This window comes from Pseudomonas sp. HLS-6, assembly GCF_002753995.1.
GTDB classification, from domain to species: Bacteria; Pseudomonadota; Gammaproteobacteria; order Pseudomonadales; family Pseudomonadaceae; genus Aquipseudomonas; species Aquipseudomonas defluvii.
The window spans coordinates 5,229,333-5,251,324 of sequence record NZ_CP024478.1 but is presented as its reverse complement, the minus strand read 5'-3'; the positions used below and the strand labels follow the sequence as shown (position 1 = coordinate 5,251,324).

At 53.5% G+C, this 21,992-nt stretch carries 17 protein-coding genes and 1 pseudogene; 15 read left to right on the top strand and 3 right to left on the bottom strand.

What is annotated here, in order from left to right; translation table 11 throughout:
* Position 1: 1 nt before the first annotated feature.
* The 12 genes from CS390_RS24740 to CS390_RS24685 all read left to right on the top strand — a co-directional run bounded on the left by CS390_RS24740 (position 2) and on the right by CS390_RS24685 (position 14,376).
* Positions 2–1,504: a TnsD family Tn7-like transposition protein gene (locus CS390_RS24740; RefSeq protein WP_099776486.1), complete on the top strand. Its 1,503-nt coding sequence runs from the start codon at positions 2–4 to the stop codon at positions 1,502–1,504.
* Positions 1,497–3,119, top strand: a complete 1,623-nt coding sequence (locus tag CS390_RS24735) for a Tn7-like element transposition protein TnsE (RefSeq protein ID WP_099776485.1) — start codon at positions 1,497–1,499, stop codon at positions 3,117–3,119. The genes CS390_RS24740 and CS390_RS24735 overlap by 8 nt, the downstream gene beginning before the upstream one ends.
* A 199-nt stretch (positions 3,120–3,318) precedes the next feature.
* On the top strand, positions 3,319–4,815 hold the full coding sequence (locus CS390_RS24730) for a class I SAM-dependent DNA methyltransferase (RefSeq protein ID WP_099776812.1): 1,497 nt from the start codon (positions 3,319–3,321) through the stop codon (positions 4,813–4,815).
* Positions 4,812–5,297 (top strand): hypothetical protein, encoded by a 486-nt coding sequence (locus CS390_RS24725; protein ID WP_084341369.1) that lies wholly within the window; start codon positions 4,812–4,814, stop codon positions 5,295–5,297. Before CS390_RS24730 ends, CS390_RS24725 begins: the two co-directional genes overlap by 4 nt.
* The gene (locus tag CS390_RS24720) at positions 5,294–6,805 is read left to right on the top strand and encodes a class I SAM-dependent DNA methyltransferase (protein WP_099776483.1); all 1,512 of its coding nucleotides are present in this window, start codon (positions 5,294–5,296) and stop codon (positions 6,803–6,805) included. The genes CS390_RS24725 and CS390_RS24720 overlap by 4 nt, the downstream gene beginning before the upstream one ends.
* Entirely contained in the window at positions 6,798–8,690 is a 1,893-nt protein-coding gene (locus CS390_RS24715) for an ATP-binding protein (RefSeq protein ID WP_099776481.1), read from the top strand. Before CS390_RS24720 ends, CS390_RS24715 begins: the two co-directional genes overlap by 8 nt.
* Positions 8,683–9,381 (top strand): hypothetical protein, encoded by a 699-nt coding sequence (locus CS390_RS24710; protein WP_177442431.1) that lies wholly within the window; start codon positions 8,683–8,685, stop codon positions 9,379–9,381. Before CS390_RS24715 ends, CS390_RS24710 begins: the two co-directional genes overlap by 8 nt.
* 103 nt (positions 9,382–9,484) lie before the next feature.
* The gene (gene istA, locus CS390_RS24705) at positions 9,485–10,984 is read left to right on the top strand and encodes an IS21-like element ISPst3 family transposase (protein ID WP_157767169.1); all 1,500 of its coding nucleotides are present in this window, start codon (positions 9,485–9,487) and stop codon (positions 10,982–10,984) included.
* Positions 10,977–11,780, top strand: coding sequence for an IS21-like element ISPst3 family helper ATPase IstB (istB, locus tag CS390_RS24700; RefSeq protein WP_099773209.1), 804 nt, complete (start codon positions 10,977–10,979; stop codon positions 11,778–11,780). The genes istA and istB overlap by 8 nt, the downstream gene beginning before the upstream one ends.
* A gap of 197 nt (positions 11,781–11,977) precedes the next feature.
* The gene (locus CS390_RS24695; RefSeq protein WP_218195292.1) at positions 11,978–12,385 is read left to right on the top strand and encodes an EAL domain-containing protein; all 408 of its coding nucleotides are present in this window, start codon (positions 11,978–11,980) and stop codon (positions 12,383–12,385) included.
* 78 nt (positions 12,386–12,463) lie between these two features.
* Positions 12,464–13,543, top strand: a complete 1,080-nt coding sequence (locus tag CS390_RS24690; protein WP_099776478.1) for an IS30 family transposase — start codon at positions 12,464–12,466, stop codon at positions 13,541–13,543.
* Positions 13,540–14,376, top strand: coding sequence for a protoglobin domain-containing protein (locus tag CS390_RS24685; RefSeq protein ID WP_099776476.1), 837 nt, complete (start codon positions 13,540–13,542; stop codon positions 14,374–14,376). Before CS390_RS24690 ends, CS390_RS24685 begins: the two co-directional genes overlap by 4 nt.
* 312 nt (positions 14,377–14,688) lie before the next feature.
* Here CS390_RS24685 and CS390_RS24680 read toward each other — a convergent pair whose 3' ends face one another.
* Positions 14,689–15,708 (bottom strand): IS30 family transposase, encoded by a 1,020-nt coding sequence (locus CS390_RS24680; RefSeq protein WP_099775771.1) that lies wholly within the window; start codon positions 15,706–15,708, stop codon positions 14,689–14,691.
* 34 nt (positions 15,709–15,742) lie between these two features.
* Between CS390_RS24680 and CS390_RS24675 the strand changes: the two genes are divergently transcribed.
* The 3 genes and pseudogenes from CS390_RS24675 (at position 15,743) to CS390_RS25805 (ending at position 19,869) form a co-directional block, all read left to right on the top strand.
* A complete protein-coding gene (locus CS390_RS24675; RefSeq protein ID WP_177442430.1) occupies positions 15,743–18,571 on the top strand; it encodes an EAL domain-containing protein in 2,829 nt (942 codons plus the stop codon).
* 8 nt (positions 18,572–18,579) lie between these two features.
* Positions 18,580–19,338: pseudogene (locus CS390_RS25810) on the top strand (PAS domain-containing protein); the annotation flags it as partial.
* An 81-nt stretch (positions 19,339–19,419) separates the two neighbouring features.
* Positions 19,420–19,869, top strand: a complete 450-nt coding sequence (locus tag CS390_RS25805) for a methyl-accepting chemotaxis protein (RefSeq protein ID WP_233971761.1) — start codon at positions 19,420–19,422, stop codon at positions 19,867–19,869.
* Positions 19,870–20,048: 179 nt separating this feature from the next.
* Here CS390_RS25805 and CS390_RS24665 read toward each other — a convergent pair whose 3' ends face one another.
* Entirely contained in the window at positions 20,049–20,945 is an 897-nt protein-coding gene (locus CS390_RS24665) for a diguanylate cyclase domain-containing protein (RefSeq protein ID WP_099776470.1), read from the bottom strand.
* On the bottom strand, positions 20,920–21,837 hold the full coding sequence (locus CS390_RS24660; protein WP_099776468.1) for a hypothetical protein: 918 nt from the start codon (positions 21,835–21,837) through the stop codon (positions 20,920–20,922). Before CS390_RS24660 ends, CS390_RS24665 begins: the two co-directional genes overlap by 26 nt.
* Positions 21,838–21,992 lie beyond the last annotated feature (155 nt).

Genomic DNA, 21,992 nt, shown 5'->3' with positions numbered 1-21,992 from the left:
AATGTACTTCCCCAGGCTCTACCCGGACGAACTGCTTTACAGCGGTATTGCCCGGTGCCGGGTACATCTGGGGATAGGCAACCACAAGACCTTGCTGCACATGCTTTTCGGTGACAGCAAGGTTGCCGCGATTACCGATCTGCCTACACACCTGACTGCGTTGGCGAACAACACGGGCTTGGATGCGGAAGGCATGATCCTGAATCACACGCTGTTCCCGCTCTATGCCCCTTTCATTCCGCCGGAGCGCCGTACCGATCTTTTTCAGGCCATGCTTGCTCCCGACCGGCCGACGATTGGTCTGTCTGGGGCCTCGACGGCCTTGGTCAAGTGGCCCGATTGGCTGCGTTACTGCCCGATCTGCTTTGAAGATATGGCTGCGCGCTACGGTGAACCCTACTGGCGGCGTAGCTGGCAGATTCAAGGGATAGATGCCTGTCCCGAGCATGGCTGTCAGCTCCTGAACTCACCTATCCCGTTCCGTCGAGCGCAACGGCACGAGTTTCATCCAGCCTCTCCACTGTTTCTGCCCCGTGATCTTCGCGTGAGTCCCGTGGGCGAAGAGGCGATCAGGCTCGCCAAGGCTGCTATGCAGCTGCTGGCGCTCGAAGAGGTGCAATCGCCTGGCTACGGACGCTGGACCAACCTGTACCGGCACCTGGCAACAGAGTGCGGCGCCAGACGCGGCCGTCAGGTCAGGGCTGAAGTCATCTGGGAGAAGATTCTGGCATCCCATCGCAGGGATTGGCTTGCTGCGAACGGTCTGCTGACATCCGGAGAGCCTCCGCCCTGGCTGTTGGCGATATTCAGGAAGCATCGCAAGGGATTCAGTGCGCTGCAGCATCTGATCGTCTGGACCAGCCTGCGCCCTGGCCAGCATGCTGGCGAGCTGATCAGCGAGGCGAAGACTCGCCAGGTCGACCTTGCCTCCGACCGGTCAGTGCAGCTGCTCCCCGCTGAGTTTGAACAAAAGCAGCAATACCGAGCCGTTTGGATGCAAGCACTGGCTAATCACGGTGGCGCCAAGGCTGCCAGGCAAAACGGAGGAGAGGCATGTTACGCCTGGCTCTATCGTCATGACCGAAGCTGGCTGATGGCTGCAAATCAGGCCAGACCGCGCCGACAGGGCAACAACAGCCATGTTGACTGGCAAGCGCGGGACAGAAAGCTGGTACGCCTGCTGATCCGAATTGGCAGAGACAGCGAAGGAGACCGGAGCCTTCCGCGCAGGAGTCGCAACTGGTTCCTGCAGCAGCTACCCCATCGGGCATCAGTCGAGCATCATCTCGCTCAACTGCCCCTGTGCCGCACTTTCCTGGATCGCTATGCCGAGTCTGTCGGGGAATATCAGATCCGTCGCCTGACTGCAGCAATGCTGGAGGATGTACAGACTGGCATAACGTCCAGGCGCTGGGAGCTGGAAAAGCGTTGTGGGTTAGAAAAGAGCAAGATGGCACCTCTGACCACTGAATTCATTCGATTGGTAGGAAGTTGGATTGAATAGGACAGTATTTCGTCAGATCCCGAACGGATCCAGGTTGCTGGCCGTTGGAAATTTTTTCAGGGCCCCGACTTCGGCGGCCGAGTGGCGCTTGGCGGCTCTCTTTGAGCGTAACGGTCAGCTGCAGCTGCAGCGGTTCGCACCGGAGATGTCGTGTGTCTTGGCCGTTGGTCGCGAGTTTCATGGCGAGGAAGGGGTTCCTTATCGTCCCAGTGGTTTCAAGAAGACGGTGGTGCTTCCTGCAATAGATACCTGGCGGGAACGGCAGTTGGGTGAGTGCCCACGTCTGGCCAGAAGGCTTGCTGCAAATCCTGAGATATCTGGACAGCGATGCTTTGTGTTCGAGGTCGATGGTCTGACCGTCTGGTTGCCGAAATTCGAGCTGGCGCGAAAAATGTTCTTCCACGCTGCCTTCATCGTCCGTGCAGCCTTCGCACCGAATGGCTTGGACATGGCCTTCACGGTCTACAGAGAGGGCGATGTTGTTCATATCCATACGCCCCCGAAGACAGGTGCGCCAAGTCAGCTTCTCAAAATCAAGGGATACAGAGACCATTTCAGTTGGCTGCTGCTGAATCAGGATGTGAAGCGATCCTTCGAGTCAATCTGGCAAAGCCTCAATCAAAGGCAAGAGCGGGTACCGCAAGGTTCGGCGTATGCCAGGTGGAAGTTCGACTTTCAGGCACCCCCATCCCTCGCGGGTACCACCATGGATGTGCGAGGCCCCTTTGATCCGGAAAGCAACGAATTGCTGGTCTGGGAGATCGAAAAGCTTCAGGGGCTCCGGTTTAGCCATCTCGGTGATATTTTTTTCCATCACCCTGCTCTCAAGTTACCCATCAGAGGTGAAAAAACAGGCTGTGTATCTGTGCCATCGGGAGCAGAAGAAGTGGAGGTGGATGCTGACGAAGAGCCGACTGCTGCCAAGGAGCAGAGGTTGATTCACCTGCCCGTTGAGGGAGTCACGTTTGATGCTCAGTTGCGCACCAAGATCTCCTACAACGGGGAGCGTGCCAACGGTCACGGCAAGAAGGTCGACGACGAGCAATGTCCGAGCAGAGAAAGCCAACTCTTCGGCGTGGCTGATCCTGTGAGCGAGGGCAGAATAGCGTCAGGAGAGTTCCAACAATTGGGTGAGGGAGAGGGTGATGGGGACGAGCATGAACGGCTTGCAGATCGTTTCTCGCTGCTCCGAGAGATTCTTGAACAAATCACCCAAGAGTCTGGAGTTGCGCTGGTAGCACTGGAGGTGAGGCCTCTGCCGCCCGTTCCACGTTGCAGCTACCACATGATCGATCACGAAAAATCACGCTGCTATCTGCTGGCAAGGTTCAAACTACAAAACGGCGATCAACGCTACCTTCTAGAAATAGATACCTCAGACAACCGGAAGACCATGTCAACGCGGATCATGGGCTTCAAAGTCGGTGTTGAGGCAGGAAAATGCATAGACAGAATCTTGAGGGAGACAGTGAAAGGCTCGTTGCGCTGGCCAGGCACCATGGCGAAGTACTGTGAGCCTTTGCACTCTGTGCATCACCCGAAAGAAGGTCCGCCTGATGCCTATCAGGCCAGAGTATCTGGCTGGAAGCAGCGGATACGCGCTGCCCTGATCTGATGGCAAAATGATTCACAGGTTGGCTGCTAATGAGGTTGGGCTGAGGCCATGATCGGAGTGGGCAAGCCAAGGATGCATGCCAGGCGCGGTCGAGTTCGGTATTCTCTGTGTCTTTGGTCACGGGCAGGACGCAGCATGGCGTGCTCTGAAAGCAACCGCTTGGGCGTCAACCGTGCTGGTCGGCACAAGGACACCGATTTTGAGCGATTCAAGCATCACCCTCAGCCAGCTGGAGAGCCATCTCTGGGAGTCCGCCAACATCCTGCGTGGCCCGGTGGACGCGGCTGACTTCAAGACCTATATCTTCCCGCTGCTCTTCTTCAAACGCATCTGCGATGTCTGGGATGAGGAATACGCCGAGATCGTCGAGGAGAGCGGCGACGCCGAACTGGCTCTGTTCCCCGAATCGCACCGCTTCCAGATCCCCGAGTTCTGCCACTGGGAGGACGTTCGGGAGAAGTCGGCCAACGTCGGCTCGGCCCTCCAGTGGGCCATGCGCTCCATCGAGCGCGCCAACCCCGACACCCTCTACGGGGTGTTCGGCGATGCCCAGTGGACCAATAAGGAGCGCCTCTCGGATGCGCTGCTCAAAGACCTGATCGAGCACTTCTCGCGTCTGCCCCTGGGCAACCGCAATGTGGCATCCGATGTGCTGGGGGATGCCTACGAGTACCTGATCAAGAAGTTCGCCGACGCCACCAACAAGAAGGCTGGCGAGTTCTATACCCCGCGCAGCGTGGTGCGCCTGATGATCGAGATGCTCGATCCGAAAGAAGGCGAAACCATCTACGACCCTGCCTGCGGTACGGGCGGCATGCTGCTGGCCGCTGTCCAGCACGTGAAGGAGCAGCACGGCGACGTCAAACGCCTGTGGGGCAAGCTCTACGGCCAGGAAAAGAACCTGACCACCTCCGCCATCGCGCGAATGAACCTGTTCCTGCATGGCATCGAGGACTTCCAGATCGTTCGCGGCGACACCCTGCGCAACCCGGCATTCTATGATGTCGACCGCCTGGCTACCTTCGACTGCGTGATTGCCAACCCGCCGTTCTCGCTGGAGAAGTGGGGCGAAGAGCTGTGGGCGAACGATCCCTTCGGGCGCAACTTCGCCGGTGTGCCTCCGTCCGGTTCCGGCGACTTCGCTTGGGTCCAGCACATGGTCAAGTCGATGGCCAAAGGCAACGGGCGCATGGCTGTGGTGCTGCCGCAGGGGGCGCTGTTCCGCAAGGGAGTGGAAGGGGGCATCCGCCAGAAGTTGCTGGAAATGGATCTGATCGAGGGCGTCATCGGCCTGGCACCGAACCTCTTCTACGGCACCGGCCTGGCCGCCTGCATCCTGCTGCTGCGCCTGCGCAAACCCGAGGCCAAGAAGCGCAAGGTGATGATTGCCGATGCCTCGCGCCTGTTCCGCCGCGGCCGGGCACAAAATTTCCTGGAGCTCGAGCACGCCAAGCAGATCCAGGGCTGGTACGAGCAGTTCGTCGATGTGCAGGACGCCGTGCGGATCGTCGATCTCGACGAGATCAAGGCCGAAGACTGGACGCTGAACATCTCGCGCTATGTGCTGCCGCCGCTGCAGGAGGACATCCCGCCACTACCTGAAGCGATTTCAGCCTTCAAGGAGGCGCTCAACCGCTGCCGTGAAGCCGAGGAACGACTGGCTGCTGTCATGGCTGAAGGGGGCTGGTTGCAGTGAGCGCAGGAAAGCTTGTTATACCGGCAGAGGATGCCTGGATCATCGAACGTATCAGTCAGATGCTGACCAAAAGGCTCGTATACGGACAGGATGCACCGGACGCTCGGAGATCTTTATTCCGATTGTTGTTTGGACTGCAGCGCCTGCCGATCATTACTCCCGGGTTGAATCTCTCTGTCGGGGCGGGGGATACCTATATCGAAATCAGTCATGAGTGGGCGGGGTTTGTTCGCCTTACCGACGGCGGCCATACCAGCCTCCGACTGCAGTATTTCGAGTCCTCTCAGCATTGTATCTACTGGCATGAGCACCTGATGGGGCCAGAGAAGCGCGAGCTTGTGGAAGAGGTCCTGATGGGGCTGGAAAGCGACCTCCTGGAGCCGGCTGACGTGCTGATTGAAGACCACTCCGATGGCGCGCATGTCGATCTACCGCCGCTGGACGATTATTTAGAGCGCTCGCTGAGCCGCGAGGAATCATGAACAAACGCATCACCCAACAGGAACTCGAAAGCTACCTCTGGGGCGCCGCAGTCCTGCTGCGCGGCCTCATCGATGCCGGCGACTACAAGCAGTTCATCTTCCCGCTGCTGTTCTTCAAGCGTGTCTCCGACGTGTGGGACGAGGAGTATCAGGCCGCCCTGCAGGAGTCGGATGGCGATCTGTCCTATGCCGAGTTCGCCGAGAACCATCGCTTCCAGATTCCGGCCGGCGCGCACTGGCGTGATGTCCGCCAGGTGCCGATGAACGTCGGCATGGCCATCCAGAAAGCCATGCGCGATATCGAGGCGGCCAACCCGGAGCTGCTCGACGGCATCTTCGGCGATGCCGCCTGGACGAACCGCGAACGCCTTCCCGACGAGACCCTCAAGGACTTGATCGAGCACTTCTCGACTCAGATCCTCTCGGTGGCCAACGTGCCCGAGGACGAACTGGGAAACGCCTATGAGTATCTGATCAAGAAGTTTGCCGACGACTCCGGCCACACCGCTGCCGAGTTCTACACCAATCGCACCGTCGTGCACCTGATGACCCAGCTGCTCAAGCCCCAGGCCGGCGAGTCGATCTACGATCCCACCTGCGGCACTGGCGGCATGCTGATCTCCGCGCTCGACGAGGTGAAACGCTCCGGGGGCGAGTACCGCACCCTCAAGCTCTACGGTCAGGAGCGCAACCTGATCACCTCGTCCATCGCCCGGATGAACCTGTTCCTGCACGGCGTCGAGGACTTCCAGATTATCCGTGGTGACACCCTCGCCGAGCCCAAGCACATTGCCGGCGACCGCCTGCGCAAGTTCGACGTGATCCTGGCCAACCCGCCGTACTCGATCAAGCAATGGAATCGCACGACCTGGGAGCAGGATGCCTGGGGGCGCAACTTCCTCGGCACGCCACCGCAGGGCCGAGCGGACTACGCCTTCCAGCAGCACATTCTCGCCAGCCTCAGCGAGAAGGGCCGCAGCGCGGCGCTGTGGCCGCATGGCGTGCTATTCCGCAATGAAGAACAATCGATGCGCGCTAGGATGGTCGAGCAGGACTGGGTCGAAGGCGTCATCGGCCTGGGGCCGAACCTGTTCTACAACTCGCCGATGGAGTCCTGCATCCTGATCTGCAACCGGCACAAGCCAGCTGAGCGCAAGGGCAAGGTGCTGTTCATCGATGCCGTCAACGAGGTTACCCGCGAGCGGGCGCAGAGCTTCCTCAAGCCCGAGCACCAGAAACGCATTCTCGATGCCTGGCAGGCGTTTGCCGACGAGCCCGGCTTTGCCCGCGTGGCCACTCTAGACGACCTCGCCGGCAACGGCTTCAACCTGTCCATCCCGCTCTACGTGAAGCGTCAGAGCAGCAACGCCTCGACGGGGCAGCAGACGCAGAGCCTGCAGGAAGCCTGGGCAGGCTGGCAGGACAGCGGCCGGGCGTTCTGGCTGCAGATGGACGAGCTGGTGGAAACGCTGGACGGGCTGATCGAGCCGGAGAGAACCGATGCGTAGCGCCGTCGAACTGCTGGACGAGCTCAATGCGGTGGACGAGTCCGCGCGCATCGAGGCCAAGCGTGCCAGCGACATCGGCAAGTCGGTCATGGAGACGGTGATCGCCTTCGCCAATGAACCCGGCCTGGACGGTGGCTACCTGCTGCTGGGCGTGGACTGGGCGGTCAACGACAAGGGCGATACCGTTTACCGGCCTGCGGGCTTGCCCGATCCGGACAAGGTGCAGCGTGACCTCGCCAGCCAGTGTGCCAGCATGCTCAACGTCACGCTGCGCCCGGAAATGCAGCTGGAACAGGTGCAAGGCAAGACGCTGCTGGTGGTGTATGTGCCCGAGGCCGATGTCACCCACAAACCCGTCTACAAGAAAGCCACGGGCCTGCCGAATGGCGCCTACCGCCGTATCGGCTCCAGTGACCAGCGCTGTGTGGATGAAGACCTGTGGGTGTTGCGCGGGGAGAGCCAGCCCTTGCATGGCCCTGATTCAAGCATTCTTTCTGATGCCCGCGCCGACGACTTTGACCCGACCGCGATTGCCGCGTATCGGCGTGAGCGTGCCCGCATCAACCCCCAGGCCGAAGAGCTGGACTATGGCGACGAAGACATGCTCGAAGCGCTGGGGGCGCTAAGGCGTGTGGATGGTGCTTTGCAACCCACATTGGCTGGCATCGTTCTGTTCGGTAAACCGCTAGCCTTGCGCAGGCTACTGCCCATGGTTCGTATTGACTACATACGTGTGCCAGGCAACGAATGGGTCGAAGATCCAGAAAATCGCTTCCAATCCATCGACATACGCAAGCCTCTGATACTGGCATTGCCGCTCGCCGAAGCCAGCATTATTGATGAGCTGCCTAAAGGCTTTCGCCTGCCGGAGGGCCAGCTACAGAGCGTGCAAGAGCCCATTCTGCCGCGCAAGGTGATCCGCGAGGCGTTGGCCAATGCCGCCATGCACCGCAACTACACCCTGCACAGCCCGACGCAGATCATTCGCTACAGCAACCGCATCGAAATTCGTAACGTCGGCTATTCCCTCAAGGAGCCAGCGCAGCTGGGCTTGCCAGGTTCACGTCTGCGCAACCCAGCCATTGCAGCAGTGCTGCATGATCTGCATCTGGCCGAAGCCAAGGGTACGGGGATTCGTGCCATGCGTCGCCTGGCTGCGGATGCAGGCTTGCCGCTGCCAGAGTTCCACTCAGACCGGCAGGCCAATGAATTTAAGCTCACCCTGTTTCTGCACAACCTGCTCACCGAAGAAGACCACACCTGGCTGCGCAATTATGCCGGCAGCACACTGGGCCCCGACGAAGCCAAGGTGCTGATCTATGTGCGGGCAACCGGCGCGGTGGATAACACCGCCTGCCGCGACTTCTGTGGCTCGGATACCCTGGCCGCCAGCATGGTACTGCGCCGGCTGCGCGACCGGGGCCTGCTTGAGAAGCAGGGTGCAGGCAGTCGCACCTATTACACCCTGGCCGGTAATGAGCCTCGTCCGACTCCGGAGAGCGCACAGTCAGAGCTGCCGCTGGATCTCCCAGCATTCACCGCTCCTGTTGGCCAGCCTCAGCCTGCAGAGGCGGTAGCGGGCCAGCAAGCATGCAACCCTCAGCTTGCAACCTTGCCGTCTGAGCTTGCAACCTTACTTGCAACCTTGCAGGGCCGGATCAGCAGTGAAGCCTTGCGTGACGGCATCCGCCGCCTTTGTCAGTGGGCGCCTCAGAGCGGCGACCAACTTGCAACCTTGCTGGGTAAAGACCGCGACTACCTGCGCAACAAACACCTAATACCCATGGTGCGTGACGGCCAATTACGTTTCCGCTACCCGGAAAGCGCCAAACATCCACACCAGGCGTATGTTGCCCCAGAGGGCGAGGACAAGAGCAATGATTGAAAGGGATTTGAAGCCCGGCTGGCGTCGAGTGAAGTTCGGCGATGTGGTCCGACTGTCCAAGGCGCGCAGCAAAGACCCAATGGCCGATGGCATTGAACGCTACGTCGGTCTGGAACATCTCGAACCCGGTGACTTGCGCATCCGCAGCTGGGGCAATGTCGCTGACGGCGTGACCTTCACGAGCGTTTTTCAACCGGGGCAGGTGCTGTTCGGCAAGCGCCGCGCTTACCAGCGCAAGGTGGCTGTGGCGGATTTCTCCGGGGTGTGTTCCGGGGACATCTACGTGCTGGAGACCAAGGATGCGCAGGTCTTGCTGCCGGAGTTGCTGCCATTCATTTGCCAGACCGATGCGTTTTTCGAGCATGCGGTGGGGACTTCGGCGGGGTCGTTGAGTCCGCGCACCAATTGGACAAGTTTGGCCAATTTTGAGTTTGTGCTGCCAACACTTGAGGTCCAGATGCAGCGCGTCGATTTGCTTGGAAGGCATCAGGAGCTCGCAGGCAGCCTGGAAAGCGCAGCGGCCTTGGCTGAGCGGGCGCGGCGAGCGGCATTGCTTGACGCCTTCAGGCCTGATCGAGGCTCAGCCGACATGTTTCCGAGCCATTGGGCTACTGCGCCAGTCGGCGAGCTGGGTGACGTTCAATTGGGTCAGCAACGCCACCCCAAATACGACTCAGGTTGTTGCCGCTGACCGAAAACTGACCCAGTAGAGGCTGTTCTGCCGACTGAAAACTGACCCAGGTGTTCAACTGCTTCTGCTCAATTTTTGAGCAGGAGAACACAGGGTGATCAGTATGGAAATGATGGGCAAAATTCGGCGGATGTATTTCCGCGACAAGCTGTCGCTGCATGAGATAGCCAAGCGCACCGGGCTGGCGCGCAACACGATTCGCAAGTGGGTCAGAGCACCTGAGGCCAAGCAGCCGGTGTACCAACGCCGCGCGATCTTTAACAAACTCAGCCCTTTTCACGTCACGCTAGAGCAGGCGCTAAAAGCCGATTCGCTGCGCCCCAAGCAACAGCGGCGCAGTGCCAAGGCGCTGTTGGCGCAAATCAAAGCCGATGGTTATGACGGTGGCTACAGCCAGCTCACCGCGTTTATCCGTGCCTGGCGAGGGGGACAGGGCAAGGCGTCGCAGGCCTTTGTGCCGCTGACCTTTGCTCTTGGCGAGGCGTTTCAGTTTGACTGGAGCGAGGAAGGCTTGCTGGTCGGCGGCATTTACCGGCGTATGCAGGTGGCACATCTGAAGCTGTGTGCCAGCCGTGCGTTCTGGCTTGTGGCGTATCCGAGCCAGGGCCATGAGATGTTATTTGACGCCCATACACGCTCGTTCGGCGCCTTGGGCGGCGTGCCGCGCCGGGGCATCTACGACAACATGAAGACCGCCGTCGACAAGGTCAATAAGGGCAAAGGCCGGGCGGTGAATGCACGCTTTGCGGTGATGTGCGCGCATTACCTGTTCGATCCGGACTTCTGCAACGTCGCCGCTGGTTGGGAAAAGGGCATCGTTGAAAAGAACGTGCAAGACAGCCGCAGGCATATCTGGCTAGACGCCCAGGACTGCCAGTTTCACTCCTTCGAGGAACTCAATGCCTGGCTGGGCCAGCGCTGCCGCGCGCTTTGGAACGAGCTGACGCACCCTCAATACAGCGGTCTGAGTGTGGCCGAAGTGCTGGAGTTGGAGCGCGCTGAACTGATGCCTGTGCCAGCGCCATTCGACGGTTACGTCGAGCGGCCTGCGCGGGTCTCCAGCACCTGCCTGGTCAGCGTCGGGCGCAACCGCTACTCGGTGCCGTGTGAGTACGCGGGTAAGTGGGTCAGCAGCCGTTTGTATCCGACGCGAATCGAGGTGGTGGCTGACGACGCGCTGATCGCCAGCCATGTCCGCTTGCTGGATCGCGACCAGGTCAGCTATGACTGGCAGCACTACCTCCCGCTGATCGAACGCAAGCCCGGTGCGCTGCGCAACGGCGCGCCCTTTGCTGATCTGCCGGCGCCGCTGCGTCAGCTTAAGCACGGTCTGGGGCGTCATGCCGGCGGTGACCGGATCATGGCGCAAGTTCTGGCTGCCGTACCGGTCGCCGGGCTCGATGCCGTGCTGGTAGCCGTTGAGCTGGTACTGGAGAGTGGCAGCCTGAGCGCCGAACACATCCTCAATGTCGTGGCACGGCTGACAGCATCCGAACCACCACCCAGCGTCGAAACCCACTTGTCGCTCAAGGAAGCCCCCGTCGCTAACACGGCGCGCTACGACCGCCTGCGTGGCCAGGTCGAGGAGGTCGGTCATGCGTGATTTGATGGCGGAACTCAAGGAGCTGCGCCTGCACGGCATGGCCACGGCCTGGGCGGAGTTAACTGCACAGGGTGAGTCGAACACAGCCTCGTCCAAGTGGCTGCTCGAACACCTGCTGGAACAAGAGCACACAGATCGCGCCATGCGCTCGGTGAGCCACCAGATGAACATGGCCAAGCTGCCGATGCACCGCGATCTGGCCAGCTTCGATTTCAACGCCTCTAGCGCCGACGCACGCCTGATCAGCGAGCTGGCCAGCCTGGCCTTTACCGACACCGCGCAGAACGTGGTGCTGATCGGTGGGCCAGGCACCGGTAAAACCCACCTAGCCACCGCGCTGGCCGTGTCCGGCATCACCCGGCATGGCAAGCGCGTGCGCTTCTACTCCACGGTCGATCTGGTCAATCTGCTGGAGCGCGAAAAACACGACGGCAAAGCCGGGCGGATCGCCCAGGCACTGCTGCGCATGGATCTGGTCATCCTCGACGAACTGGGTTATCTGCCGTTCAGCCAGGCTGGCGGTGCGTTGCTGTTTCACCTGCTGTCCAAGCTGTACGAACACACCAGCGTGGTGATCACCACCAACCTGAGCTTCGCCGAATGGTCGAGCGTGTTCGGCGACGCCAAGATGACCACCGCCCTGCTGGATCGGCTGACCCACCACTGCCACATCGTCGAAACCGGTAACGAGTCCTATCGCCTGCAACACAGTAGCTTGGCGGCCCAGGCCAAGATCAAATCACGGGAGCGAAAGCGTAAGGACGGCCAGGAACCGGAGGACGATGAGTCGTTCTGATTTCATGGTGACGACGGCCTGCTGCATGGCTGCATGTGGCAGGTCTTCAACAGCTGAACTGGGACAGCGAGGGAGTGGGTTCAAAAGCAGCTGCGCTGGTAGACTTATCCACAGTTGCTGGTAACAAAATCAGCAATCCGCCCTGGGTCAAATTTCAATCGGCAGGGTGGGTCAATTTTCCATCAGCGCCAACACAAGTGCTGGCCAGCAGCGGCGCACCGGCCAACCGCCTGCGCCTGGAAATCACCGAATCCATGTTGCAACACGACCTGACGGTCACCATCGGCAAGATGCAGGCGCTGCGCCAGGTCGGCGTGCGCTTCTCGCTGGACGACTTCGGCACCGGCTATTCGTCCATGAGCTACCTCAAGCACATGCCGTTGGATCAGCTGAAGATCGACAAGTCCTTCGTCGACGAAATCCTTATCGACAGTACCGACAGCGCCATCGTCCGCACCGTGGTAACCCTGGCGGAAAATCTCGGCTTGGAGGTGGTAGCCGAAGGCGTGGAGCAGCGCGAACAACTGGAGTTGCTGATTGCTATCGGCTGCCGAGCGTTCCAAGGTTACCTGTTTGGTAAGCCGGAACCGATCACCCGAACATAAGGGGAAATTAGCGTGTAAGGCTGGGCGGCGGCAAAAACTGAGTGCAACACCTGACCTTTCCGGTACGGTGCTGCCCCTATGTCTTATTCCGAACTCAGCGTTGAAGAACGCGCCACCATTCAAATCAGCCGTGCCCAAGGGTTCAGCCTGCGCAAGATTGCTTGCTTGATCACCCGATCCCCTTCGACCATCAGCCGGGAGCTGCGCCGCAATCGAGATGTCTGTGGTGGCTACTCGGCCCGCATGACCCAGCAGCAGATGCAGGCCCGCCGCCAAGGCTGTCGACCGAAACGAAAGCTGTTGCCGGGTGGTGAGCGCTTTCAGTTGGTGGCCCATATGCTGCGCGAGCGTTTGTCTCCCGAGCAGATTGCCGGCAAGCTGCGCAGCATGAACATTCCCAGCCTCAGAGATGCATACGTCTGTCGCGAGACGATCTATAATGCCATCTATGCCTTGCCGGTCGGCGAGCTGCGTAAGGAGCTGATCATCTGTCTGCGCCAAGGCAAGACGACGCGCCGGCCGCGCTCTGGTGGCGTGGATCGGCGCGGCCAGATCCCCGAGATGGTCAGTATTCATGTGCGCCCGCCGGAGATTGAAGACAGGCTGATGCCGGGGCATTGGGAAGGCGACCTCATCAAGGGTAAGGCCAACGCCTCGTCCGTCGGTACGCTGGTGGAACGCACCAGTGGGTACCTGATGTTGGTGAAGATGAACGACGCGACGGCGACTTCGGCGCTTGAAGGCTTCAGCGCCGCGCTCAATAGCATGCCGCTGGAGATGCGCAAGAGCATGACTTACGACCAGGGCCGGGAGATGGCACGACACGCCGAGATCACCCAAAGAACCGGCGTGGCGATCTACTTTTGCGACCCGCACAGCCCCTGGCAGCGCGGCAGCAACGAAAACATCAACGGCCTGATTCGCCAGTACTTGCCCAAGGGCACAGACCTGTCGGTACATAGCCAGGAGGAGCTGGACGCCATTGCGCTGCAACTGAACATGCGACCGCGCAAGCGCTTCGACTTCAAATGCCCCATCGAGGTGATGGGAGAGGTCATGCAAAATGCCATGGCAATGCGGCATGATGCTCCGGCTTCAATTCAATACCGTGTTGCACTCAGCTCCTGCAACCGCCAAGTAAAGACAGGTGCGCTATGAGAGTGGTAGAAGTACTAAAGCGATTAAACATCAACCCCGTATCTTTTGATGAGCGTAAAGCTCTTATTAATCTTTCAACTACCGAAATTAAATTGCTCGAAGCCATTCACAAACCACTTTATGCCTTTGAGAATGAGCTTATTCATGCTTTTTATCAGCATCTTTTAAAGTTTGACCATGCATCGAAGATGCTGCGTGACGTTAACCTAATGAGCAAACTTCAAGAGACACAAAAACTGTACTTTAGGAAATTAACTGCCGGCGATTATGGATTCGACTACGCCCAAGATCGTATTAGAGTGGGCATTGCGCACCAAAGAGTTGGTTTGACGCCACAATGGTATATTGGGGCTTACGGTGTTTACTTAGATCTCGTTTGTAAATTCGTCAGTGTGATATTGAATAGCGATAAGGAGCGTATCGAGCCAACGTTAACTGCGCTCTACAAAGTCGCGCTGCTGGATATCACCCTAGCCTTTGACGCCTACATGTACGCTAGCCACCAGACACTTGAGCAGTCAAGGCAGCAGATTTCTGACAAATACGATTTTCAAATTCGTACCAGCAATGCCATCGCTAAGATTCAGCGCGCTTTTATACTTAATGAGTCGCATGACAGTGCACTTAGCCTTTTACTTAATGAACTCATCGCTCTGACAGATAGTCAGTTCGGTTTGATTGGTGAGGTGCTGGAAGACTCGCAACTACGACCATATCTGAAAGTCCGCGTCTTGACAAATATCAGCTGGGATCATGAAACCCGTGAGCTATATGAAAGAAGTAAGGCGGATGGCTTAGAGTTGGCGGCCTCAAGGAGCAAGTGCAACAGCTAGTTAAAAAATCGGAGCGCGCTAATTCCGAAATTGAACGAGATGCCGCCTCCGAAGCATCGCGATCGTTTGGCGTCTGAGCGAACTGAGCCATCCCGACTAAGCACGATTTTCTTCGCCAAGCCCCTGCCCAAAATCTCCTCCTCGGTCGCTGAAACTGCGGCTATACACAACCCCCCCGGCATCGCTTAAACAATGGCTATACAGAACCCCCCCAGCATCGACGATGTAGCGGCCTGAAATGGCACGATAGCCGCCCTCCTTATGGGGCATCCAGCAGGCTAGCCAAGCTGGGGGAGGGTTTGTTCTTAGCGGTCAATTTATCGTTGTAAGCTTATTGGTCGCTGAGAGCTGAAGATAATCTACTAGCACCTCAACTGGAAACTTCCAGCCCAGTGTCTGCCGAGGGCGGGTATTGAGCAAATCAGCTATTTCATCCAGTCGCGCCTGCGTCACTAGAGAGAGATCTGTGCCTTTCGGGAGATACTGACGCAACAATCCGTTCGTATTTTCATTACTACCGCGTTGCCAAGGCGAATGTGGATCGGCGAAATAAATTTTCATCCCCGTTCGCGCCGTGATTTCGGCATGGCGGGCCATTTCGCTACCTTGATCATGTGTCATGGTTTTTAGTAGTGATGGGGCCATCCGCGACATCTCCCTCACAATGGCTTCCGCCGCCGCTTCAGCGGTGGGGGCTTCAAGTTTGGCGAGGATTACATATCGGCTTGTGCGTTCGACCATTGTGGCGACGGCTGAGCGATTATTGGCCCCCATAATCAGATCACTCTCCCAATGCCCAGGTACCAGACGATCTGCAACTTCGGGAGGGCGTAGGTGAATACTCAGTTGTGCAGGATAGCGCTCTCGACGCACATTGCTCTGTGTTCGCTTAGGACGCTTGCCGTCTGCTTGACGTAGATAACTGATCAGCTGACGTTTCAGCTCTCCGCGTGGGTAGGCATAGATGGCGAGGTAGATAGTTTCGTGGCTCACATGTCGCTCGGGTTGGTCAGGCCAGATAGCGTGTAGTCTGCGGGCAATTTGTTGTGGTGACCAGCCAATGCGGAGCATTTCGACGACCACTTGAAACAGCTCAGAGTCTGGAGATAAACGCCGTTGACGACGAGGCATATGTCGAAGCTGTTGTGCCCTACTTGTGGCTTTGATGGCGTCATAGTGGGGCTGCTGGGGGTTGCGCTTGATCTCTCGACTAATGGTGCTGGGGTGACGCCCTAGCAACGCAGCAATAGTTCGTAGCGTCTGCCGTTGAAATAGCATCACCATGATGGTGACGCGCTCCTCGGTACTCAGGTGACTGTATTGGGTAGACATGGCAACACCTTACATCAGGTGTTGCACTTGCTCCTTGAGGCCGCCGTTCCATAATCATCATAATTTACTGGGTGAAGTATTAACAACCGGCCAAGCTGTTATCTCAAACAATCCTCAGGATGATTCTCGTGCTGGTGGCACACCACATGGTCATCCCAAGCTCTCCTCCTTCCTTGGATTACCAATTAAACATAATGGTAAGTTGATTGGCATGGTCGGTCTGGCTAACGCAGCCAACGGCTATGAACAATCTGACGTTGAGAAACTGAACCCCATCCTCGAAACCTTGGAATCGCTGTCTGAAGCAAGAGAGATTAAAAATAAACTTGCTCTGACACTGGAAGAGAACGCCCGCCTTGCATTAGTTGCTACACAGACTGTGAACGGGGTAATGATCTTAGATTGTGATTACAACATCACTTGGTGTAATGCTGGCTTCGAACGAATCTCTGGTTATTCTTTGGAGGAGCTTGCGGGTCAATCGCCGTTGGCAACATTAACCGGGCCGCAGACTAACAGCTTTGACCTTTTGAAGTTACAAAAAGCAGTCACAAAGAGAAAGTCTATTGAAATTGAATTACTTAAATATCGAAAGAGTGGAGAGACCTTCTGGAGTCGCATCAGTTGCAACCCTACGTTTAATGAGCTTGGAGAGCACTCGGGGTATATTTCGGTTGAGCTGGATATAACTCAAGAGCGCTTGAGGCAGGACGAACTGACCAGCTTTAAAAGCGTTGTTGATCAAATCGCTGATGCCGTCCTATTTTTTGATGCCGAAACGTTGGACATTTTATATGCCAACCTTGCTGCACAGCGTCAACTTGGGCGGAGTTGGGCGATGCTACAAATTATGAAGCCCTACGAATTTAAGCCGAGCTACGATGCACAATCGTTCGATCGGCTTTTGAAGCCGCTCAAAATAGGTGAGGTGGAGCTGCTGCATTTTGTTACCCAACATCGCAAAGGGGATGGCAACATCTATCCTGCAGAAATTAGTATGCAGATTGTACAAACCGCGTTTAACCAAAAAGTCGTTGTCAATATAATTCGTGACATCTCAGCGCAGCTTGATTATGAAAGACTCAAAAGTGAAAACGAAAAGCGCTTGGTGAATTTGCTGCATAAATCAGAGGATGCGATGGGCATAATCAGCCCAGATTTTGTGATTACTGATTGTAATGATGCAGCCGCAAAACTTTTTGGCTTGTCTGACCGCAAAGCGCTGATTGGTTTGTCGCCTATTCAATTTTCACCATTGAGCCAGGGTAAAAACAACAGCGAAGAGCTCGCCAAAGCTCTTTTAAATAAAGCCTCAACAGAGGGCTACCAGCGTTTTGAATGGCTTCATATCACTAAACAAGGTCAGCATATACCGATAGAGGTAACGCTCACTCCAGTCATCTACCTTGGACAAAACGCTATCAAGGTAATTTGGCGCGATTTAAGTGACATTAAAGCCAAAGAGCACCGCATCAAGCAATTGGCATTTTTTGATGAGCTAACGGGACTGGCTAATAAAAATTTATTCTCTGAACGAGTTAAATACCTTCTTAAAATTGCAGATAGACATCAATATACCATCGCGATTATATATATCGACCTGGTTAATCTTGAAGATATTAACGAAACAATGGGATACGAAGCGGGTGATGCAGTCATCCAAGCGGTCGGTCGCAGATTAGCAAAAACCATCCGCGGCGCAGATACTTTAGTGCGTTGTATCTTTGAGAACGAGGACTGCCAGACTTTACCTATCGTCAATGACATAGATCGAGAGTTTGACTCCTTAGCCCGTTTAAATTCTGATTTTTTTGCGCTTGCAGCCGTTCTATCTAATCCCGATGCGGCATCAATAATGGTCAACAGGTTACAACAAGCTCTCGCTGAGCCGCTCGAAACCCTAGAGGGTGAAGTCAGTATCAATGCAAGAGCTGGAATTGCTTTATATCCTCAGGATGCGGATACCTTTGATGCAATAACACGAGGTGCCAATATAGCACTTAATATGGCCAAAGACTCCGGTTTACCCAGTTGCTATTTTAATATTGAAGTGGGTGAAAGGATTCAGAAAAAATCAATTATCTCAAAGCAACTTGAGAGAACCTTACTCTCCTATCCTGATAATCTGCGAATCGTCCTTCAACCTCAAGTTTGTTTAAAAACACATAAGTTAGTCGGTGCTGAGGTTCTGGTGCGCTGGAGAGACGAAGAGCTTGGCGAAGTTTCGCCAGGATCCTTTATTCCAATTGCTGAAGAGCGAGGGTTAATCAATAAGTTGACGCATCTCGTATTAGAACGTGTTATTGAACTGAAACGCAGTTGGCAGAAAAAAGAAGTGTTCTCGCAAGAAAATTTGCGTTTCAAGCTCGCCCTTAATATTTCAGCGAAAAGCTTTGATGATGAGTCTGCAATTTATGGTTTTTTAACTTTGATAGAACTCGCAGGGCTAGAGCCAAATGATTTTGAGCTTGAGCTTACCGAAACAGGGCTTATGCGTGATCCCGATAAAGCAATATCAACTTTAAATATGATACGAAGTAAAGGTTTTGCGATTGCCATTGATGACTTTGGTATGGGGCATTCTTCATTAAGTTATCTAAAAAACATCAATGCGGATGTGCTGAAAATTGATATGCACTTTATCAAGTCAATACTTGAAGATGAGAAAAACCTCGCCATTGTTAAAACCATTATTTCAACAGCAAAGATTTTTGGCTTGAAAACTCTTGCTGAGGGAATTGAAACTCAAGAAATTGCGACGCTACTGGCAGAACTGGGTTGTGATTGGGGGCAAGGTTACTACTTCGATAAACCTCTCTCTGTTGAGCAGTTTGAAAAATTACTTTTGAGCTATAAGAGATAATACTGATTATGTTCGACTTTCTAAAGAAAACACCCACTTTAACAGAACCACTAAAAGTTTCTGATGAAAAACTCCTCTTTAATGCCATGTTAAACGCTACCGCGATGGTGATTTTTAATCATTCAGGCGAAATACTTGAAGTGAGTCAGAAGTTTGCTGACTTTATGGGGTACAGTAAACAGGAACTTCTGGGCCAGCATCACCGCATTTTGTTTGAGACTGCCTATACATCGAGGCCCGAGTATATAACCTTCTGGCGAAATCTCCTTGAGGACAAACCGCAGCGAGATACCTTTAAATATATAAAGAAGAATAGAGAAACTATCTTTGTCGGCGCACGTTATGTGCCAATTAAGGATGAACAAGGTAAGGTGTATCGTGTTGTTAAATTGGCTTTTGATGTCACCGCGCAGCATAACGAATCTGCGTCGCAGAATGCTGTTTTTACAGCACTTAACCGCTCACAGGCTGTAATTGAATTTACCCCGGATGGCACAATCACCAATGCTAACCAGAATTTTCTTAATGCTATGGATTGCAAACTGGAACAGATAAAGGGTAAACACCACAAAATTTTCTGTGATGAAAACTTTTATCGTGATAACCCAAATTTCTGGCGCAACTTGGCTAACGGTAACTATCAGACAGGTCGATTTCTAAGAAGAAGTCTGTCTGGCAGGAGCGTCTGGCTTGAAGCAACTTACAACCCCATTCTTGATGGGCAAGGTAAAGTCTATAAAGTGATAAAATTTGCGTCAGATATTTCTGAGCGCGTCAATAACGCCATTAATACAGTGAACCTCGCGGCGCAAACATCCGAAAAGACATCGGCGTTAACAACAACGGCAATGCGAGAGCTGGATAACAGCGTGAATACCAGTGTTCAAATCGCATCACAGGTTGAAAATACTGCACAAGTAGGACAAGAGCTAAATCTGAAATCAAAGAATATTCAGGAAATAGTAACCACCATACGTTCTATTGCAGATCAGACAAACTTATTGGCACTTAATGCGGCGATTGAAGCTGCAAGAGCCGGAGATTCCGGCAGAGGGTTCGCAGTTGTTGCAGACGAAGTAAGAAAGCTTGCCGCCAGATCGGCTTCCGCAACCTCCGACATTGCTGAAGTTGTCAAAGAAAATGCTGGGCTGATTGATAAAATTGACACCGGTTTAAAAGAGATCAATGTGATAGCTAAAAAGGGTCATGAATCGATTGAACATGTCGAAAAAGCTATCGAGAGTGTGAATGTGAGTATCAGTGAACTCGTGTCAATGGTTGAAGCATTGAAACCCTAATTTTTATACCAACAATCCTTTATTTATTGGATTTGTTACCAGAGCGCTCCTGATTTGTTGGAAGGTGTTTTACTTCTTCATCAGATAGCGCTATTAACGATGAATGAAAAATGGACAGCCCGCATCAAAACAAAAATCTAACAATTAAAAACAATGCGTTTAAATAAAAATTTTTCAACCTAATCATACGCATAATTACCAGAAACTAAATAGAAAGCGTTCTTTTTCTTTTTTGCGATATACATAGCCTGGTCAGCTTTATTAATAATCTCATCTGAACTAAGTTTTTCGCCTTTATGAATGTAGGCTCCAATACTTGAAGTACAAATATAAGGTTCGGCCCCTAGATCGTAAGGATAACTTAGTCGTTCTCTTATTTTTTTGCCTATTTTTTTAACCCAAGCATCAGAAGAGAAAATTTGGTTGCGTCCAGAGAGTATAATTAAAAACTCGTCACCTCCAAACCGGCAAACCGTATCGCTATCACGAACAGATTCTATTAATCGATTTGATACGGCTTTAAGTAAATGATCTCCTGCCTCATGACCTTGAGTATCATTTAGTAACTTGAAATCGTCGAGATCTATATACATCAATACAATAGGAAATTTATCTCTTTTAGCTGATAATAGTAGTTGCCCTAATCGTTCTTGCAACAATCTTCTATTAGCAAGACCTGTTAACGAATCATAGAATGCAAGGCGCTTAATTTCTGCCTCTGCCGCTACAGCGGCACTAATATCTCTGGCTATCTTGGAAGCTCCTATTACCTGCCCCTCAGAATTATATATCGGCGAAATACTCACTGATAAATCTATTAGTTGACCATTTTTGTGTTTGCGTTGAGTGACAAAATGATCTACTTTCTGTCCACTTGAAATTTTATTTAGAATTTCAGCCTCTTCGTGTAACCTCTCACTTGGAATTATCAATGTAATTGATTGACCGATTATCTCCTCCTCTGAGTAGCCAAAAATCTTTTCAGCCCCTCTATTCCAACTTGCAATAATTCCATGACCATCCTTACTGATAATCGCATCGTCAGAAGATTCAACTATGGCATTTGAAATGCGCAAGGTTTAGTTCTGCAAGTTTCCTTTGAGTTCTTGCTATCCAACTGATAACACTTTCCCGTGAATTTGCTTTAACTATAATTGGCGTTAAAAAATTCCCTTTCCCTAACTCATGTAAATGGCCTTCTAATTCAGGAATAGAACAGCCGATTATCTTACGAAGCTGCACGCCAATTTTAAAAATAAAAATAATCAGAAGTATCGAAAGTAAACATAGACTTCCTATAACTAGCATCAGCCTATTTTTTGCTATATTTACAGTGGATTGTGTCCTGTCAAAAACCATCTGTTCAGTTTCGATAATCGGTCGCATGATTTCTGCCTTTGTTGAGATAAAGAAATCATCTGCTAGCATTTCTAAAGCTTTTTCGCGTTTTTTAGGATCTGTCGGTACGTTTTCTTCAAAAAGGTCAATTGCTTTATTTTCTACCGCCACTAATAAGTCTGACTTTTCCTTAGAAAGCTTTAAATTTTGTAATTCAATTTCAGTAAAGCCAGCTCTTTGCATTAGTTCAATAATCGAAACTCCGTCACCGCTGGCGTCATGCTTCGACTCTGAAATATCGGGGGCTGCTCCATTAACATCCCAATAAGCAAGAGAATAATTCTTCGGTCGCGTTCTCAACCCGTCACGTATTTCAACGGCAGCCTGAAACTGATGTTTATAAAGAGGGTTACCAGTAATGATATAAGTTCTTACTAACCTTGCTAAATCGTTAGATGACTGGCGAAGCTCCGCAGCCAACTTAATAGACTTCTCTCTCGTATCAACAGCACTCTGATAACGTAATTGTTCAAAAACAAGTACAACGATACTCGTACCTAACAAGAAAACAATAGCTAGCATCGAATACAAATAAATTTTGAATGTTTTAGGTTGTTCCTTCCATTCCATGTGCTAATAAATCCTGTCTATAATTTTGATGTTAAGGTTAAAAAAAAATAACAAATTCAGAGATTAACCATACTGGAAACGCCTACAGTTTTACACCTTGCCGGAGCTAGCCCTCCACCCCGTCCGTTCTTCGCAAAGTCAGACCACCGTTCGAC